Origin of the sequence: Mycobacterium attenuatum (assembly GCF_900566085.1) — a bacterium.
GTDB lineage: Bacteria > Actinomycetota > Actinomycetes > Mycobacteriales > Mycobacteriaceae > Mycobacterium > Mycobacterium attenuatum.
This window is the reverse complement of record NZ_UPHT01000161.1, coordinates 1-17,941: the sequence shown is the minus strand read 5'-3', so window position 1 is coordinate 17,941 and position 17,941 is coordinate 1. Positions and strand designations below refer to the sequence as shown.

Annotated in this window: 17 protein-coding genes and 2 pseudogenes; 10 read left to right on the top strand and 9 right to left on the bottom strand. The window is 64.7% G+C overall.

Translation table 11 applies throughout. From position 1 onward, the window contains the following. The first annotated feature begins 225 nt into the window (after positions 1 to 225). The 3 genes from EET13_RS25620 to EET13_RS25610 all read left to right on the top strand — a co-directional run bounded on the left by EET13_RS25620 (position 226) and on the right by EET13_RS25610 (position 4,688). Positions 226 to 2,097, top strand: a complete 1,872-nt coding sequence (locus tag EET13_RS25620; RefSeq protein ID WP_122444906.1) for a RiPP maturation radical SAM C-methyltransferase — start codon at positions 226 to 228, stop codon at positions 2,095 to 2,097. Between the two features lie 14 nt (positions 2,098 to 2,111). Further along, positions 2,112 to 2,609: a DUF5825 family protein gene (locus EET13_RS25615; protein ID WP_136623253.1), complete on the top strand. Its 498-nt coding sequence runs from the start codon at positions 2,112 to 2,114 to the stop codon at positions 2,607 to 2,609. Positions 2,610 to 2,990: 381 nt separating this feature from the next. Next, a complete protein-coding gene (locus tag EET13_RS25610; protein WP_122444905.1) occupies positions 2,991 to 4,688 on the top strand; it encodes a CocE/NonD family hydrolase in 1,698 nt (565 codons plus the stop codon). Between the two features lie 63 nt (positions 4,689 to 4,751). On the opposite strand, the gene EET13_RS25605 is transcribed toward EET13_RS25610, so the two are convergent. Further along, the gene (locus EET13_RS25605; RefSeq protein WP_122444883.1) at positions 4,752 to 5,201 is read right to left on the bottom strand and encodes a hypothetical protein; all 450 of its coding nucleotides are present in this window, start codon (positions 5,199 to 5,201) and stop codon (positions 4,752 to 4,754) included. Between the two features lies 1 nt (position 5,202). Then, a complete protein-coding gene (locus EET13_RS25600) occupies positions 5,203 to 6,363 on the bottom strand; it encodes a 3-ketosteroid-9-alpha-monooxygenase, oxygenase component (RefSeq protein ID WP_122444882.1) in 1,161 nt (386 codons plus the stop codon). 115 nt (positions 6,364 to 6,478) lie between these two features. Here EET13_RS25600 and EET13_RS25595 point away from each other — a divergent pair, with 115 nt between their 5' ends. Next, positions 6,479 to 7,003 carry a gamma carbonic anhydrase family protein gene (locus EET13_RS25595; RefSeq protein ID WP_122444881.1) on the top strand — a complete coding sequence of 175 codons (525 nt, stop codon included), beginning with the start codon at positions 6,479 to 6,481 and terminating at the stop codon, positions 7,001 to 7,003. A gap of 105 nt (positions 7,004 to 7,108) precedes the next feature. Here EET13_RS25595 and EET13_RS25590 read toward each other — a convergent pair whose 3' ends face one another. Then, entirely contained in the window at positions 7,109 to 8,035 is a 927-nt protein-coding gene (locus EET13_RS25590) for an NHL repeat-containing protein (protein WP_244604121.1), read from the bottom strand. Between the two features lie 422 nt (positions 8,036 to 8,457). Here EET13_RS25590 and EET13_RS32980 point away from each other — a divergent pair. Together EET13_RS32980 and EET13_RS25580 are read left to right on the top strand one after the other, a co-directional pair. After that, a pseudogene (locus EET13_RS32980) lies at positions 8,458 to 9,167 on the top strand (PE family protein); the annotation flags it as partial. A 160-nt stretch (positions 9,168 to 9,327) separates the two neighbouring features. After that, the gene (locus EET13_RS25580; RefSeq protein WP_122444879.1) at positions 9,328 to 9,636 is read left to right on the top strand and encodes a hypothetical protein; all 309 of its coding nucleotides are present in this window, start codon (positions 9,328 to 9,330) and stop codon (positions 9,634 to 9,636) included. 12 nt (positions 9,637 to 9,648) lie between these two features. On the opposite strand, the gene EET13_RS25575 is transcribed toward EET13_RS25580, so the two are convergent. From EET13_RS25575 to EET13_RS25550, 6 genes are read right to left on the bottom strand one after another with little or no spacing between them, the layout of a single operon-like run. Continuing rightward, entirely contained in the window at positions 9,649 to 10,020 is a 372-nt protein-coding gene (locus EET13_RS25575; protein WP_122444878.1) for a hypothetical protein, read from the bottom strand. Positions 10,021 to 10,054: 34 nt separating this feature from the next. Then, positions 10,055 to 10,465 (bottom strand): nuclear transport factor 2 family protein, encoded by a 411-nt coding sequence (locus EET13_RS25570; RefSeq protein ID WP_103850423.1) that lies wholly within the window; start codon positions 10,463 to 10,465, stop codon positions 10,055 to 10,057. Further along, complete coding sequence (locus EET13_RS25565) at positions 10,462 to 11,343, bottom strand: TIGR03619 family F420-dependent LLM class oxidoreductase (RefSeq protein ID WP_122444877.1); 882 nt, start codon at positions 11,341 to 11,343, stop codon at positions 10,462 to 10,464. Before EET13_RS25565 ends, EET13_RS25570 begins: the two co-directional genes overlap by 4 nt. Positions 11,344 to 11,348: 5 nt before the next feature. Next, on the bottom strand, positions 11,349 to 12,536 hold the full coding sequence (locus tag EET13_RS25560; protein ID WP_122444876.1) for a thiolase domain-containing protein: 1,188 nt from the start codon (positions 12,534 to 12,536) through the stop codon (positions 11,349 to 11,351). Then, on the bottom strand, positions 12,536 to 13,600 hold the full coding sequence (locus EET13_RS25555) for a thiolase domain-containing protein (RefSeq protein ID WP_122444875.1): 1,065 nt from the start codon (positions 13,598 to 13,600) through the stop codon (positions 12,536 to 12,538). The genes EET13_RS25560 and EET13_RS25555 overlap by 1 nt, the downstream gene beginning before the upstream one ends. Positions 13,601 to 13,615: 15 nt before the next feature. Continuing rightward, a complete protein-coding gene (locus tag EET13_RS25550; RefSeq protein WP_122444874.1) occupies positions 13,616 to 14,608 on the bottom strand; it encodes a Zn-ribbon domain-containing OB-fold protein in 993 nt (330 codons plus the stop codon). 57 nt (positions 14,609 to 14,665) lie between these two features. On the opposite strand from EET13_RS25550, the gene EET13_RS25545 reads away from it, so the two are divergent. The 4 genes and pseudogenes from EET13_RS25545 to EET13_RS32975 all read left to right on the top strand — a co-directional run. Then, entirely contained in the window at positions 14,666 to 15,697 is a 1,032-nt protein-coding gene (locus EET13_RS25545; RefSeq protein ID WP_122444873.1) for an LLM class F420-dependent oxidoreductase, read from the top strand. Positions 15,698 to 15,742: 45 nt separating this feature from the next. Next, positions 15,743 to 16,459, top strand: a complete 717-nt coding sequence (locus tag EET13_RS25540; RefSeq protein ID WP_122444872.1) for an acetoacetate decarboxylase family protein — start codon at positions 15,743 to 15,745, stop codon at positions 16,457 to 16,459. Continuing rightward, on the top strand, positions 16,456 to 17,646 hold the full coding sequence (locus EET13_RS25535; RefSeq protein ID WP_122444871.1) for a cytochrome P450: 1,191 nt from the start codon (positions 16,456 to 16,458) through the stop codon (positions 17,644 to 17,646). Before EET13_RS25540 ends, EET13_RS25535 begins: the two co-directional genes overlap by 4 nt. 141 nt (positions 17,647 to 17,787) lie before the next feature. After that, positions 17,788 to 17,934: pseudogene (locus EET13_RS32975) on the top strand (IS30 family transposase); the annotation flags it as partial. Between the last annotated feature and the right edge of the window lie 7 nt (positions 17,935 to 17,941).

The following is a 17,941-nucleotide window of genomic DNA, read 5'->3' as shown; positions in this document are numbered from 1 at the left end:
AGGCCACGATTTTGAGAGAGCGTGAATGATCAAGAAGACCGTTATTCGTGAGAACGAGGCTTCTGCACCCGGAAGTTTCAAGTGGGGCTACTTTAAGCATTCAACCGGCGGTGGACGTGAACGGGTGGCCGGCGATAAGGTCCGGCTCTCAAGCGCTTCAGAGGTTTGACAAAGTGAGGTTGCCGCCAGCCGGGCGGCAACCTCACTTTCGTTAAGGAGATGCGAGTGCGTCTTGCTCTCGCGGCGATGCCGTGGCAGTCGGTGGAGCGCCCGTCACTTGCTGTCGGCCTGCTACACAGCCTGGTGCGCAGGGAGTGCAGCGACGTCGACGTGGTCGAATACCACGGCGCCATCCAATGGGTGGAACGCATGTTCGACAGCCGCGAACCGACTCCGGTGCAAAGCTATACCGAGATCGGTAATTCTGTTTTGCAAGGGCTGGGTGATTGGGTATTCGCCGGTTGCCTGTATGGGGATCCGGGCTGGCGCGTCGCAGAAATGCGGGCGTTTGCCGAAATCCACAATCTTGACGACTCGCTCGTCGAAGTTGTCTTGCGAATGCGGAAGTTGGCACCGGATTTCATCGAGGCCGCGGTTACCGAAATCCTCTCAGGCCATCCAGACGTCGTCGGTTTCACTTCGACCTTTATGCAGAATATGCCGAGTCTTGCGGCGGCCCGGCGGCTCAAACAGCTCGCGCCCGAGTTGCGGATCGTCTTCGGCGGTGCGAACTGCGACGGTGCTATGGGGCATGCCCTGCACCGCAACCATCCCTTCGTCGACTTCGTCGTGCGAGGCGAGGGTGAGCTGGTGTTTCCCGCGTTGATCGAAGCAATACGCGCCGGCACTGATCCGCACGAGATCCCGGGGGTCTGCTGGTGGAACGATGACCGCTCGGTGGCCAACCCCCAGCCATCACGTACGGTGCCGCCCGGAATGATCCCGTGCCCGAATTTCGACGATTGGCGCGATGCTTTGGAGCGTTCGCCGGTCCGCGAGTATGTCTCACCGCAACTCATCATCGAAAGTTCGCGAGGCTGCTGGTGGGGTGAGAAGCACCAATGTACCTTCTGTGGTCTCAACGGTTCGCTCATGACATTTCGTGCTAAGTCGGCGGATCGCTTCTGGGACGAATTGTCCACGCTGGTGCGGCGCCACCAGATCCTCGACGTCTTCACCGTCGACAACATCATCGACATGAGCTTTTTTCACAGCTTGTTGCCAAAGATCGCGGAGGTCGACTGGGATCTTCGCATCCACTACGAGGTCAAATCCAACCTACGGACCTCCCAGGTCGAGGCACTCGCCGCGGCGAAAGTCGCGATGATCCAGCCCGGCATCGAAAGCCTCAGCGGTCGGGTGCTCAAACTCATGGATAAGGGTGTGGATGGTGCAACCAACGTCGGCCTGCTACGCGACTGCGAAAACAACCACATCACCGCGTCATGGAGCTACCTCTACGGTTTTCCCGGCGAACACGACGAGGACTACTGGAGCGTCATCGCACAATTGCCGGCCCTGGTTCACCTGCAACCACCGGGAGGCGCCACTCGGATTGTCTTGGAGAGATTTTCCCCGTACTTCAACCAGCCCGAACTTGGCTTCGGTCACCGCCGGCCGGCCGCTTTCTACGGGCATGTGTATAGTCTTGCCGACACCGAGCTGGCCGACCTGGCGTATTTCTTTGACAGCGAGCCCGCGGGCATCGTTGGCGACGTGGCGTGCAGCCTCGAGGAGGCGATAGACCGCTGGAAACGTGACTATCCGTATTCGTTTCTCATCGCCACCGACAACGGCGCCGAAATCCTCATTGACGATCAACGCCGCGGATGGCCGAACACCCAGCACCGGCTTTCCGGGTGGCATGCCGTGGCTTACCGGGCACTTGCCCGTCGCCGCAGCAGTACGGCTCTGCGCTCCTACCTTGTCGACAGCGGGTACGAGCTTGACCACGCGACCATCGAGGCATGGCTGCGCAGCGCGCAACGCGACGGGTTGGTCTTCGTCGACGACGCTGCCTGGGTCGCTCTGGCCACAGCCATTGCCACGCAGCGGGTCACCACCATGGCTCCCGACCATGTCGGGGCAATCGCCTAATGCAACCGGGCGGCGTGGATGTTTCCCCTAGTCCGATTCGGCTTGGCGCGCGGCCCGTCGAGACGGTCCACTTCATTGCCAGGCTCCGGGACAATTTGACCGACGGCACCACAACCCGCTGGCATGGCGACGTCACCTCGGCACTGCCCACTCCATTGTTGTGGCATCTGCCGCCACCGGTATATCCGCCCGCGGGTCTAAACGAGCAAGTGGACATGTGGCGATCGAGATTTCGGTTCGGCTTGTGCTACTACCGGCTCGGACCGGACTTCATCCACGTCAAAGACATCCGCAACCCCAAAGCCTCCGCCAGCTTTGTCCTCGATCAGCCCGTCCTGACGCAGGTATTCGCCGAGTGCCTGTCCCCACGACACTTCAGCGAACTCCGGTCCGCTCAACAGGAGGCGGCAGAGGCACTCATCGGGGAAGGTCTGCTGTTGCGCCTCGAGGATCACATCGTCACGTTGCCAAGCCGGATGCTCCATTGGCCAGTACCGGCGACAGAGGTGTAAAGCGCGAAGGCTGGGCCCCGGTGCGCTCCGCCGCAATCCGGAGGCTGGGTGCGTGGCCGGGGACCTGCTCGGTTCTCGTTGACCGGCCATGCTTGCCCTTAAAGGCCGCCGCGGATCGCCCGCCCGCGGCCGGCGACGGCGCCGCGTACTGTGCCGCAACACATTTCGGTCACCAGGACGATCCGCGGCTTATGCGTTCAAATCCTGGTCGGGAAACCCGCAAGACTCCATCCATGTTGGGCACGCGTCGGCGGGCGATCCCGTGAGCACCTGCCCGGCGCGATCGGCCGTAGCGCTCCATGACACCATCGAGCGGGTGATCGCCTGATGACCGGCCAGACCTCGCCGCAATCGATCCGACTGCACATCCAGGAGCCCAATATGCCGGCGGTGTCAGCGGAATACCCCAGCTACGATCGTCCCTGGAAACGACCCGGGGCCGCCCGGTATGCCGCGGCCCGGCTGCACGGGATCCTTTGGCCACCGGTGGATGTCGCGGCAGCACCGCCGGACCTCATGGTGAACCGCAATGTCGGCATCTGTATGCGCGACGATGTTGTGTTGCGGGCCAACGTCTATCGCCCCCACGGCCCGGGCCCGTTCCCCGTGATCCTGGCGGCGCATCCCTACGGCAAGGACCGGCTGCCCAAGCGCAAGTGGGGCCGGTGGAGCATAAACCCACAGTTTCGCGCCCTGCGCCAGACCGCGCCCATCGAAATCTCCAGCGAAACCAGTTGGGAAGCACCAGATCCGGCCTGGTGGGTAGCGCAGGGATATGCCGTCGTCAACGCCGACCTGCGGGGGGCCGGTACCTCTGACGGGGTCGGTGCGTTGCTTTCCGATCAGGAGGGCCGCGACGTCTATGACCTGATCGAGTGGGCGGGTGTCCAGTCGTGGTCAACCGGCAACGTCGGCATGCTGGGGGTCTCTTACCTGGCCCTGTCGCAGTTCAAGGCGGCCGCGCTGCACCCGCCGAGTCTCAAGGCGATCTGTCCCTGGGAGGGGTTCACCGACGCCTACTGCGACTTGTTCACACCGGGAGGGATTGCCGAGAAAGGCTTTTCCCGAATCTGGGTCGCCATCGTCAAACGCGTCATGCGTACTTCCGAAGACGTCGGCAAGCTGCGCAGGGCACACCCGCTGCGAGATCAGTGGTGGCAATCCCTGGTCCCGGACCTCGCCAGGATCACCGTGCCAATGCTCGTCTGCGCGAGCTTCTCCGACAATAACCTGCACAGCCGCGGATCCTTTCGGGCATTCGAAAAGGTGAGCGCCACAGAGAAATTCGTCTATACGCATCGCGGTGGCAAATGGGCGACGTTCTACAGCGACGAGGCCCGACGGGCTCAGCTGGCGTTTTTTGATCACTACCTCAAGCAACGCGACGTGCCCAAACCGCCGCCGGTCCGCCTTGAGGTGCGCGAGCAGCGCGAGGTCATCACCCAGGTCCGCACCGAACGTGAATGGCCACTGCTACGTACCCAATGGGGTGATCTCTACCTCGCCGGCAACGGGTATCTGGACACCGCGGCGCCGAAGGTCGACGGATCGGTCACCTTCCACACTCGTCGCCGCGCCGCGGCATTCACCTTTCCGGTGCAAAGCGATCTGGAACTCACCGGCCCGATGAGTCTGGCGCTGTGGGTCTCAGTCGACGGCGCCGACGACGTCGCACTGTTCGTCGGTGTCGAGAAATGGGTTGGCAGGAAGTGGGTTTCGTTCGAAGGCTCGTATGGATTCGGCCGGGATCGGGTGACTACGGGTTGGCAGCGCGCGTCGTTGCGTGAGATCGACACCGAGCGGTCCACGACGTACGAACCGGTGCACACCTTTCGACGGCACCAGCTCCTGTCGCCCGGTGAGGTGGTTCCGGTCGAGGTCGCATTGGGGCCGTCGGCCACCGTCTTCCATGCCGGCGACCGCATCCGTCTGTTGGTCGCGGGTCGTCAACTGGGCCCGCGCAATCCGCTCTTCGGCGCCTTCCCCGCCCGTTACGCGTCGAGCCCGTCCGCACGGTGCACCTTGTACTGGGGACCGCAACGGCCGGCAAGGCTGCGGGTGCCGGTGATCCCGGCATAAGCCAGCGACGTCCGAGTCCGGCCGTGGTGGATGAGATTCCTGGATGACCTTACCGGTGCGTGCTCAGTCCTGCTGCTCCAGTGTCAGATAGCCTTCAGCGACGGCGTGGTCGATGCTGTCGCTCATTTTCGGGCAGGTCTTGGTGCGCGCCGTGTCGCCGCCAGACGCGCGCACTTCGCAAAAGTGCGCGCAGCGCTGCGAAGCTTCGGTATTCCACTGCACGGCTGTATGTCCCGGGCCCAGCCGCTTGACCGTCACGGTGACGTGGCAGAAGCGGCAATCCACCGGCTGCAGGCCAGCGGTCAGATAGCGTTCGCGATCGGCCAGGCTGGCTTCGCGCACCATCGCGGCGCGCTGCGGGTCGTTGGCGAAGTCCCTTGCCTTGGACCAGGATCGGCGCCCTGCCTGCTCGTGGGATGCGCCGTGGTGCTCATGCTGGTCGCGATAGAGCAGCAGCATAGAGCGGGCCAGCCGATCGACATCAGGCACCGCTTGGTCGTCGGACGGGGTCATGTCAGTGCTGCTCGGCGTGCACATCGTCGGCGAGTTTCCTTGCCGCCAAGTTCTTTTGGACCTCAGCGTTCCAGAACTCGTTGGCGCGGGTGGTGTCCACCTCCAGCTCGAAGCGCTCCACCATTTCAGGGGTGACATCGGCCGCATCTACGTAAAACTGCTCATACCAGCGCCGCATCTGATACACCGCGCCGTCTTCCTCGACCAGCAGCGGGTTGTCGATTCTGGTCTTGTGCTTCCAGATCTCGACATCCTGTAGAAAGCCCATGCTGACGCCTTCGGTGAACACCCGCGACAGCTTGTCGGTCATCTTTTCGTCCATGCCCTTGGGCTTTTCGACGATGACGCCCCACTGCAACACGAACGAATCCTGGGTCACCGGATAGTGGCAGTTGATCAGGATCGACTCGGATTTGTAGCCGCTGTAGCTGTTGTGCAGCCAGTTGATCATGAACGACGGCCCGAAATAGGACGCCTCGGAATCCAGGTGCGCTTCGCCGTAGGCGGTGCCCAGCCCTTCGACATCCGGGCGGCCCACGTTATGCAGATACTGCGAGGCAATGTGGCCCTCGAAGACGTTCTTGAAGTAAGTCGGCAGCCCGAAATGGATGTAGAAGAAGTGCGCCATATCCGTGACGTTGTCGATGATGTCGCGGCAGTTGGACCCTTCGATGAGGATGCGGTTCCACCGCCAGTCCGTCCATTCGTCGCTGGCGGCCTCGGGAATGTCGGGAATGCGCACTTTGGGATCCGGCGGGTTGCCTTCATGGTCGTGCCAGACGAAGAGCAGGCCGCCGCGCACGTCGGTGGCCCAGGACCGGGTGCGAGCGGTCTTGGGGGTCCGCTTGGCGTAGGGCACCAGCTTGCAGCGGCCGTCGCCGCCCCAGCGCCAGTCGTGGAACGGGCAGGCAATCTCGTCGCCCTTGATGGTGCCCTCGGACAGGTCGCCACCCATGTGGCGGCAGTAGCTGTCGAGGATCTTCAGCTCCCCGTTCGAGTCGGCGAACACCACCAGCTTGGTGCCGAACGCTTCCACCCCGTGCGGTTTGCCGTCCATGAAGTCCTTGGCGACACCGAGGCAATGCCAGCCCCGCGCGTACCTGGTCGGCAAAGTTCCGGCATCGATCTCCCGGACGCCGACGCTGCTTGTGCCGGTACTCACCCTGTCACCTCCGCATCCCTGGCCACTAACTAGAACACGTTACAGTTTTAGGCCGGGTGAGTGCAACGACGGCGCGCCTGGCCACGGCATATGCATGGTGCGGTATACGTAAACGATGCCGCTGTATTCATTCGAGGGACGCTCTCCGCGGGTCGATCCCACCGCCTTCGTGGCCCCCACCGCCACCCTGATCGGCGACGTGACCGTCGAAGCGGGAGCGTCGGTTTGGTTCAACGCCGTGCTGCGCGGCGATTATGCGCCGGTCGTAGTGCGCGAAGGCGCCAATGTGCAGGACGGCTCCGTGCTGCATGCGCCGCCCGGTATCCCCGTCGATATCGGGCCCGGCGCCACGATTGCGCACCTGTGCGTCATCCACGGTGTCCACGTGGGACAAGAGGCATTAATTGCCAATCACGCCACGGTGCTGGATGGCGCGGTGATCGGCGCGCGGTGCCTGATCGCGGCGCACTCACTGGTGGTGGCGGGCACCCAGATTCCCGCCGGCATGCTGGTGACCGGCGCCCCGGCCAAGGTGAAAGGACCGATCGAGGGAACCGGCGCCCAGATGTGGGTCACCCTCAACCCGCAGGCTTATCGGGACCTGGCCCAGCGGCATCTGGCCGGGCTGGAGCCGATCTGAGTGTGGAAGCCAGCTCGGGCGCCGAGTGTGTGAAGTCCGCGACGCCTCACTCGGCGTGCCGCGTGGCTCCGGCGGGCTTCACGGGCCAGATCGCGGCGAATCCCGTTAGGTTGCCGACAGTTTCACCACGCGCTTGTGAAAATCGGTCACATAGACGTTGCCTGCATTGTCGACGGCCACACCGTACGGGAAGTTGAGGTCGGTGAAGGGCAATGTCGACGGGGTGTTCGAGCCGGCCGCCAGCTTCAACACCCGGTTGTTGTTCAAGTCGGTGACGTAGACGCCGCCGTTGTGGTCCACCGCCACACCGTGAGGAAAGTTCAGCTCGGTGAACGAAAGGTAGACCGGGGTGGCGCCACCAGCGGCAAGCTTTGCCACCCGGTTGTTTTCGCTGTCGGCGACATAAACTTCGCCGGCGTCGTCCACTGCCGTGCCCAACGGGTGACGAAGGCCGATGAACGGCAGCTCGATGGGATTGTTCGCGCCGGCCGGCAGTTCCAATACGCGGTTGTTGCCGGAGTCGACGACGTACACGTTGCCGTTGCGGTCCACTGCAACGCCATGGGGCGAGCTCAGGCCGGTGAAAGGCAACTCAGCCGGCGTGGCTGAGCCCGCCGGCAGCTTGAGTACCCGGTTGTTGTATGCGTCAACGAGGTACAGGCCGCCAGCGAGGTCCAGCGCCAAACCGGCCGGGCGGTTGAGGCCGGTGAACGGCAACTCGGATTGCTTATCGGCACCGGCCGGCAGCGTCAGCACCCGGTTGTTGCTCGAGTCGGCGACGTAAACAACGCCCTTACCGTCCACGGCGACCCCGTCGGGATCTCCTACCTCGAACGGCAGCACAATCTGTTGGGGCGTGGGCGCAACGGTCGACTGGCCCACCTGATTGGGCGCGGCGCCGTTGGACGGAGTACGGAAGAAGCCCAGGTGCCCAATAGCCGCGAGGATGGCGATGAGCACCACGGCGACACCCGCGATAGCCAGGCTGCGCTGGTTCAATAGCCTGTTACGCCTGAATTCGCCTGCACCCACAGCCAGCTCCCTCACCAGCATTTCGATCGCGACACCAGGACAGTACCGGCTTGGCGCCCCGCTATCTTGTTGCGGCCGCAAAACGCGCCGTGAGCGCCGGCGGTGCCGCCCGGGTGTTGTCATTGTTGACAGGCTCGAAGGCAGCGCAAAGAGTGGAACACGATAATTCGCCAGTTGAGCTGTACGAATTCGTATCCTGAATGTCATTACATCATGTGACTGAGAAACAGTTTCTGATGTTCGAGCTGGTCAGCCGGATAATCGCGGGACCAGCACGGCCGGCTGGATCAATCGTGTCGTTTCGGATGGAAAAAGGCACTGAAAGACGCGATAAAAGTCCGCAGAAATGCAAAATCGCCTTGTCGAACGGGCATAAACTGTGCGTCTACTGATGATTTCGGGCAACACCTTGTGAGGTAATGATGTCGCATTTAGTGGCGATTCCAGGCGCCGTGGCGCCGTGGCGCCGTGGCGCCGTGGCGGCGGTTGCGGTGGATGTGGCGGGCATCGGTTCCCCACTGACCGCCGCCAACCTAGCAGCTGCGGCGCAGACCACCGGGGTGCTGGCCGCCGCCGGTGATGAGGTTCCGGCGGCCATTGCGGCGCTGTTTTCCGCTCATGCGCAGGACTATCAGGCGCTCAGCGTCCGGGCGGCCGCCTTTCATGCCGAGTTTGTCCAGGCGTTGTGGGGGGCGGGGGAGCGTATGCCCTGGCCGAGGCGGCGAATGCCTCGCCACTGCAGAAGCTCGCGGACGACATCTTGGGTGTGATCAATGCGCACACCAACCTGCTGCTGGGGCGTCCGCTCATCGGCAACGGCATCGACGGCGCGCCGGGTACCGGGCAGGCTGGTGGTGCGGGCGGGATCTTGTGGGGCAACGGCGGGTCCGGCGCAGCCGGGCAGGCTGGCGGAGCCGGCGGTGCCGCCGGGCTGGTCGGTGCCAGGGGCGGCGGCGGTATGGGTGGTTCCGGTGGGGCCGGCGGTGCCGGCGGCTTGTGTATGGGCAACGGCGGCCAGGGCGGGGCCGGCGGTAACGCGCAGGCGTTCGGTTCCGGATCGACAACGAGCACCGGCGGTGACGGTGGCGACGGTGGCTCCTCGTCGGGTAGCGGCAATTCGGGCGGCGGTGGCGGCTACGCGTACTCCGCGAAGGGAACAGCCACCGGAGGCGACGGCGGCGCCGGTGGGCAAACAACCGCCGGCATCTTCGGCAGTCAGGGCGGCTCCGGCGGCACCGGCGAAACCCGTCGACGGAACGGCCAACGGCGGCCATGGTGGCACCGGCGGGCAGGTGGCCAGCGGCATCGGCGGACGCGGCGGTAGCGGCGCTACCGCGTACGGCGACGGCAGCGTTATCGGAACCGCCCAGGGCAGCATTGGCGGCGCCGGCGGGCAGGTCAACACCGGTACCGGCGGTACTGGCGGCAGTGGCGGCATCTCGCACATCTACACGACCACCGCCACCACGGCCTCCCGGGCCGGGGATGGTGGCGACGGCGGCGACGTGCTCGTCAGCGGCAAGGGTGGCCAGGGCGGCCTCGGCGGCATCGCCGGACTCGGCGGCGTCAACGGCTCGTCCGGCACCAACGGCTCACCGTAGCAAGGGCTTTCGTCAGGACTTGCCGGTGACTTCCGCGATCAAAGCATCGGGGTCGGTCACGCTGACATACAACGTCTTCAGCGTGACGGGTACGCCCATGACCTTCGCCCGCGCGGGCGGGTCGACGGTCAACTCGACGATCCCTTGGGAAGATCCGTTGACCAGCCAGCGGCCCCGGAATCCGTGCGCACCCCAGGAGTACACCCGGTCGTGGTTGGGCTTGGCGTCTGTGATGGACGCCAGCGGGATCTCGGCGTTGAATCCCCAGCCGAATTTGACCCGCAGGGCGCCGTCTTGGACACGCACCTCGCTGTGCTTCGGACCGCAGCCGAGCGGCACCGAGAAGGGGAGAAACCAGCGCTCGTAACGCAGTTCAGTAGGCACGCCTGAGAGTGTAGGCGTGACGGCGGCGCTTGACCTAGGCTTTTTTGGCCGTTGCGGCGGCGCGCTCCATTTCCCAGTACGCCCGCAGGGCCACCAGCTGGCCTGCGGCATTGGCCTTGTAGGTGAACACCCCTTCGGTGGTGATCTGGTAGCCGCCCATGGTGGTCAGGATGTGGCCGACGTTGGCTTCCTCGTCGCCGCACTGAAAGGTGTCGCGAAAGAAGAACTCGATGCTGGTGGTGGGCGCGATCACCTTGTCCCAGAACGTCGATATCGCGTCGCGGCCGCGGTGACCCTTGCCTTCGGGATCGAAAGCCGATGGCCCGATGGGGTCTTCGACGACGGCGTCGTCGGCGAAGACCGCCAGCCAGGCCTGCTTGTCCTTGGCCATTACCGCCTCGCGGGATCGCCGGCCGGCCTCGTGCGCGGGATGCGTCTGGGTCATGTGTCCTGCCAGCCGGAGTGGATATAGGTGTCCGCGAAGCGCTTCATCGAGTCCTGCTTTTTGTCGAGCGGCGCGTCGAAGCCCAGGCCGTCGAAAACCCACGGCATGACGATATTGTCGGTGACGCCCATCCCGGCAAGCTCGCGATGACCGTCGACCCCGAACTTGTCGATACAGACCGCCTGAATCTCGAACGGCTGCTCGGCCCGGCCGTATTCGGTGCGCAGTGCTGTGAGCCGGCCGATGGTTTCGGCCAGTTGCGCGCCGGTCATCATCGCGGTGGACCAGCCGTCACCGACGCGGGCGGCCCGTTTGAGTGCCACGTCGGTGTGCCCGCCGACGTAGAACGGCACCGGTTGGCTGGGGGTCGGGCTCATCTGCAGGCGATCGAAATCGAAGAATTCGCCGTGGAATTCGACCATGCCGCCGCCGAGCACCAGCTTGATCACTTCGATCATCTCGTCGACGCGCGCGCCGCGGCGCTTATACGGCACCCCGCACCATTCGAATTCCTCGGGCGCCCAGCCGATTCCGACGCCAAAACCGAAGCGGTTGTTGGTCACGTTGGCCACCGAACCCACCTGGCGGGCCAGCAGTAGCGGCTGGCGGGAGCCGAGCTTTAATACGTGGGTGTAGAACCGCAGCGTCGAGGTGACCGCGCCCATCGCCGCGGCAGCCACCAACGGGTCGACCCACGGAGTGTTCTCGTCCCACATCCGCGACCCGTCCGGGGTATAGGGGTAATCGGCGGCCGCTTTCTCCATGTGGAAAAGCGAATCCGGTAGGGCGATCGAGTCGAACCCGACTTCCTCGGCGGTCTTGGCGATGCCGATCAGCTGGTCGATCGGCCCCATCGCGATGCTGCAGGTGTACTTCATCCGAGTCATGACGTGACCGGCTTCTCAGAACCGACGACCCACATCGAGTAATACTGCGAGCCACCGCCGTAGGCGTGACCGAAAGCCTTTCGCGCATTCGGCACCTGGTGGTCGCCGCCCTTGCCCATCACCTGGATGGCGGCCTCGGCGAAGCGGATCAGACCGGAAGCGCCAATCGGGTTCGAGCACAGCACACCGCCGGAGGGGTTGACCGGCAGCCGTCCGCCGATAGCGGTTTCCCCGGCTTCGGTGAGTTTCCAGCCCTCGCCCTCGGCGACGAACCCCAGGTTTTCCAACCACATCGGCTCGAACCAGGAGAACGGCACATAGATTTCGGCGGCATCGATTTCGTCGATCGGGTTGGTGATGCCCGCCGCCTTCCATAACGCGGCGGCGGCGTCCCGCCCGGCCTGCGGGCTCACCTGGTCGCGACCGGAGTACGCCAGCGGTTCGGTGCGCAGTGCGGTGGCGTGGATCCACGCCACCGGCTGGTCCTGCGCCACCTTTGCGTCGGCGATCTCCTCGTTGCCGATCACCACGGCGCAGGCCCCGTCGGAGGAGGGGCAGGTCTCGTCGTAGCGGATGGGGTCCCACAGCATCGGTGACTCCATCACCTTCTCGAGCGTGATATCGGGCTGCTGCAAGTGTGCCAACGGATTACGGCTGCCGTTAAGCCGGTCCTTGACCGCCACCATGGCGCCGATGTGCGTCGGGGCTCCGGAGCGACGGATGTAGGCCCGCACGTGTGGCGCGAAGTAGCCGCCCGCCCCGGCACCCACCGGCTTGATAAACGGAATCGGAATCGACAGTGCCCACATGGCATTGGACTCCGATTGCTTTTCCCAAGCCATGGCCAGCACCCGGCGGTACTTACCGGACTGCACGAGGCTGGCCGCCACCACCCCCGTGGAACCACCGACCGAACCCGCGGTGTGCACCCGGATCAGCGGCTTGCCGGTGGCGCCCATGGCGTCGGCCATGAACAGTTCCGGCATCATGACGCCTTCGAAGAAGTCGGGCGCCTTGCCCACCACGACGGCGTCGATGTCGTCGAAGGTGGAACCGGAATCCTCGAGGGCTCGGTCGATGGCCTCGCGAACCATGCCGTTCATCGAGACGTCGTGGCGCTTGGCGACGTATTTGGTCTGACCGGTGCCCAGTACCGCGGCCAGGTGTGCTCCTGCTCCGGCCATCAGTTGTTCCCTTCCATCACGGCGACCAGGTTCTGTTGCAGCGCAGGCCCACTGGTGGCATGCGCCAGCACTCGCTGGGCCGAGCCGTCCCAGATGTGTTGGGCGGCAAAGCCGATCCGTTCCAGACCGGCGACGAACATGGGGTTGGCGGCCAGCGCACCGCCGGAGGGATTGATCTTCGTCGCCCCCGGCAAGTTGATGGCGTCGCCGAGGATCAGCTGCTGATGGGTGAACGGCGCGCAGATCTCGGCCACGTCGATATTGCGGGTGTGACCCTTGGTGGCCGCCCGGGCCGCGGCTCTGGTCGACGGCGATTCGGTGAGGTCGCGCACACCCAGCGACGGCGACTCAATGCGATGTTCGATACCTGTTATCCACGCCGGGTTTTCGCGCAACTCGCGGGCGCGGTCATCGGCGGCCAGGACGATCGCCGCGGCGCCGTCGGTGATCGGCGCAATGTCGTGGCGGCGCAGCGGGTCGGCGAAAAACGGCCGGTCCAGCAAGTCGTCGATGCTGATCGGCGGCTCCACGGAGTCCACCCGGCGCGCGTTGGCGAAAGCGTTGAACGCCACCCGCGCCATCTGCAATTCGCTCCACTTGCCGGAATCCAGCCCGAGGCGGGCCTGCAATCCGGCCATCGACACCGAATCCGGCCACAGCGGCGCGACGGTGTAGGGGTCGGTCTGCCGCGACAACACACGTCGCAGCGTGCCGGCCGAGGACTTGCCGAAGCCGTACACCAGCGCGGTGTCCACCTCGCCGGTCAGAATTTTGATGTAGGCCTCATACAGCGCCCACGCGGCATCCATCTCGACGTGCGATTCGTTGATCGGCGGCACGGCGCCGATCGAGTCGATCGCCGAGATGAATGAAAAAGCGCGTCCGGCAAGGTAATCGGACGAGCCGGAGCACCAGAAGCCGATGTCGGCCTTGGTGATGCCCAGTTCGTCGTACAGCCGGGCGAAGCACGGCATCAGCATCTCGACGCCGTTGGTGGTGCCGTCGGTGCGGCGGACGTGCGGTGCGTGGGCGAAGCCGACCACCGCGACATGGCGAGCGCTCATCTGCAGTTAGGCCCTTTACAGGTGGTGTTTGTAGGTGTCGTACTCGGCGTCGGGTTCTCCCGTCGGCCGAAAGTACTCGATGTTGTCGATGCCAAAACCCCACTGCTCACGCGGTTTCCACACCGCCTCCACGCGCATCCCCATCCGCACCTCGTGCGCGTCGACGTCGGCAACCAAGTGCAGGAACGGGATGTCGGCGCCGTCGAGCAGCACGTAGGCTGCCACGTAGGGCGGTTTGATGCGCTGACCCTGGAACGGGATGTTGATGATCGCGAACGTCGTCACCGTGCCCTTGTCCGTCAACTCGACGAACTCGGTGGTCGGCTGGCCGGTGGCCGGGTCGGCCCCGTGGGGCGGGAAATAGACTTTTCCCTTTTCGCCGGTGCGGGCGCCCAGGAGCTTGCCCTCCGCGATGGCCCGCAGGTATGCGCTCTCCTCGTGGGATGCGGTGTGCTGGATGGTCATTTCGATCGGGGTGATGACCATGGTCACCGGCTCCTGGTCGCCTGTCGCTTCCGGAACGGGTTCTTGTTCGTCGCCCAGCGCGAAGTAGGCGATATCGGTAATGGCGCCCTGGGGCTCGTCGGCCCAGTGCACGTGTACCCGGGCGCCGGTGCGGACCTTGTCCGGCTCGCCCGCATCTACGGCGTGCATCAGCAGCGTGTCGGCGCCGTCGAGTTTGATCAGCGCCCAGGCAAACGGACGGTCCAGTGGCTGGCCTTGCAACGGCTCCGGCTGCCAGGTCCAGGATGCGACGGTGCCGACATCCGAAACCGGTACCATCTCGGTCAGCGGTTCGTAGGTCAGCGGGTCGTATTCCGCGGGCGGCACGTGTACCCGGCCGTCGGATCCGCGGACGCCCAGAATGCGGCGCTCACGCAGCGCAGTGAAGAACTTCCCGAGGGTGGGACCCACCGAACGGGTGTAGTCGAAGGACAATGTCAACGGCGCGGAAAGGGGCGGCTCACGGTGATCGATCAAGGTCGGGCCGCTCGAGCTGGCTGTCACGCCTTCGAGTAGAACAGGTTCTAACAATCTGAGCAAGAACACAGCAAGGAGGCAGTGATGAAGCTCGGTTTGCAGCTGGGGTACTGGGGTGCGCAGCCCCCGGAGAACGCGGCCGAGCTCGTCGCCGCCGCCGAGGAAGCCGGATTCGACGCCGTGTTCACCGCCGAGGCGTGGGGCTCGGACGCCTACACCCCGCTGGCCTGGTGGGGTTCGGCCACGCGGCGGGTGCGGCTGGGCACCTCGGTGGTGCAGCTTTCCGCGCGCACTCCGACGGCGTGTGCGATGGCGGCTCTGACGCTGGACCATCTGTCCGGTGGGCGCCACATCCTAGGGCTCGGCGTGTCCGGCCCGCAGGTGGTCGAGGGCTGGTACGGCCAGCGGTTTCCCAAGCCGCTGGCGCGCACCCGGGAATACATCAACATCGTGCGCCAGGTGTGGGCTCGGGAGAAGCCGGTGACCAGCGACGGCCCCCACTATCCCCTGCCGCTGACCGGCGCGGGCACAACCGGGCTGGGCAAGGCGTTGAAGCCCATTACCCACCCGCTGCGCGCCGATCTGCCGATCATGCTGGGCGCCGAGGGACCCAAGAACGTCGCGCTGGCCGCCGAGATCTGCGACGGCTGGCTGCCGATCTTCTACACACCGCGCGTGGCTTCGATGTACAACGAGTGGCTCGACGAGGGTTTCGCCCGGCCGGGGGCTCGTCGCTCCCGGGCGGACTTCGAGATTTGCGCGACGGCGCAGGTAGTGGTCACCGAGGACCGGGCGGCGGCGTTTACCGGCATCAAGCCGTTCCTGGCGCTGTACATGGGCGGTATGGGCGCGGAGGACACCAACTTCCACGCCGACGTCTACCGCCGGATGGGTTACGCGGAAGTGGTCGACGACGTGACCAAGCTGTTCCGGTCCGGGCGCAAGGACCAGGCCGCCGCGGTGATCCCCGACGAGCTCGTTGACGACGCGATGATCGTCGGCGACCTCGACTACGTGCGTAAGCAGATCGTGGCCTGGGAGGCGTCCGGGGTGACCATGATGGTGGTCAGCGCCCGCAGTGTTGAGCAGGTCCGTGACCTTGCCGCGCTGGTTTGACGGCGGTCCTTGCGGGGCGATTAGAACACGTTCTAGATTGACCGGATGGCAGCCTCCCAGCACACCATCGCCGGCACGGTACTCACGATGCCGGTGCAGGTCCGCAAGGCGACCCAGCAGATGGCCATGTTCTTGGTCGACGCCAACGCCGCCCAACGACTGATCGGCTACAGCGGTCTCCAGGCGGCCCACGTTCTGCCTGGCCGTGCCGCCGTGGCCCTGACACTCGCCCACTTCATCGACGGCGACCTCGGCAGCTACCACGAATTCAGTACCACTGTGGTGGTCAATCAGCCTGGGTCAAAGGTATCGGGTCTCCGCGCGCTGCAGTCGGGCTTCATTCATCACATGCTGGTCGATCAAGCCTTCACTCTTGAAGCGGGACGAACGATTTGGGGATTTCCGAAAGTCATGGCTGACTTCCGGATTCGAGAAGGAGGCCGCTTCGGCTTCGAGGTCAGCGCCGCTGGTCAGCGCGTGGTCGACCTAGAATTCCGCCGCGGCCTGCCGGTTCCCTCGGCGTTGACTTCGCGCAAGCGGGAATTGCGCTCGTATGCTCACCGCGACGGTCATACGTTCGAGACGGAGTTCACGATGTCTACGGTGGGTTCGCGCTATCGGCCGGGCGGCGTGTGGCTGCGGCTCGGCGATCATCCCTATGCCGAAGAGCTTGCGTCGCTTGGTATGCCCAAGCGAGCGACGCTGTCATCTTCGGCGGTGAACTTGAAGATGTCGTTCGGCGATGCTCGGGAGATTTCATGAGACCAGACGTCGATTTGACCGACGGCACCTTCTACGCCGGCCGTGAAGCACGCGCCGCGTACCAGTGGATGCGGGCGCATCAGCCGGTGTTTCGCGACCGCAACGGGCTGGCTGCGGCGTCGACGTATCAGGCGGTGATCGACGCCGAACGTCAGCCCGAGCTGTTCTCCAACGCCGGCGGTATCCGTCCCGACCAGCCGGCCATGCCGATGATGATCGACATGGACGATCCCGCACATCTGTTGCGGCGCAAGCTGGTTAACGCCGGCTTTACCCGCAAGCGGGTGCGCGACCGCGAGGAATCGATTGCGGCGCTGTGCGACACGCTGATCGACGCGGTGTGCGAACGCGGTGAATGCGACTTTGTGCGGGACCTTGCCGCGCCGTTGCCGATGGCGGTGATCGGCGACATGCTCGGGGTTCGCCCGGAGCAGCGCGACATGTTCCTGCAGTGGTCCGACGACCTGGTGACGTTTCTGAGTTCGCATGTGTCGCAAGAGGATTTCCAGGTCAGCATGGATGCCTTCGCGGCCTACAACGATTTCACCCGCGAGACCATTGCAGCGCGGCGTGCGGAGCCGACGGAGGATCTGGTCGGGGTGCTGGTGCGTTCCGAAGTCGACGGGGAGCGGCTCAGCGACGACGAGCTCGTCATGGAGACGCTGCTGATTCTGATCGGCGGCGACGAGACCACGCGGCACACGTTGAGCGGTGGAACCGAGCAGCTGCTGGGCAATCGGGACCAATGGGAGCTGCTAGTGGCCGACCCGTCGTTGCTGCCTTCGGCGGTGGAAGAAATGCTGCGCTGGACCTCGCCGGTGAAGAACATGTGCCGAATGTTGACTGCTGACACGGACTTTCATGGTACGACGTTGCGGGCCGGCGAGAAGATGATGCTGCTGTTCGAGTCGGCGAATTTCGACGAAGCGGTGTTCGCCGAGCCGGAGCGATTCGATATACAACGAAACCCGAACAGCCACTTGGCATTCGGTTTTGGCACGCATTTCTGCATGGGCAATCAGCTGGCGCGGTTGGAGTTGTCGTTGATGACGGAGCGCGTGCTGCGGCGCCTGCCCGACTTGCGGCTGGCGTCTTCAGATGCGTTGCCGCTGCGGCCGGCGAACTTCGTCAGCGGCCTCGAGTCGATGCCGGTGGTGTTCACGCCTAGTGCGCCGGTTCGGGGCTGATCCCGTTTGCGGGGCTGAGTTCGGTCGCGGGCTGTTCCCGTTCGCGGGGGCTGTTTCCGTTCGCCGAACGTGAGTTCACCGCGAGATTTTGAGGGTGGGTTCATACGGTCAAGACAACGTCCGTTGATCGTGGAGGTTGTCGTGTCGAGTGGTTATCTGCATCCGCGATTGACACGGCGGGCGTTGTTCGACTGTGTGTGTCAGGGGGCGCCGCTTATTCGGGTGGCGCGTGAGATGGGCGTGTCGACGATGTCAGGGTGGCTGTGGTGGCGCGACGCTGGGGCGGTGTAACTCA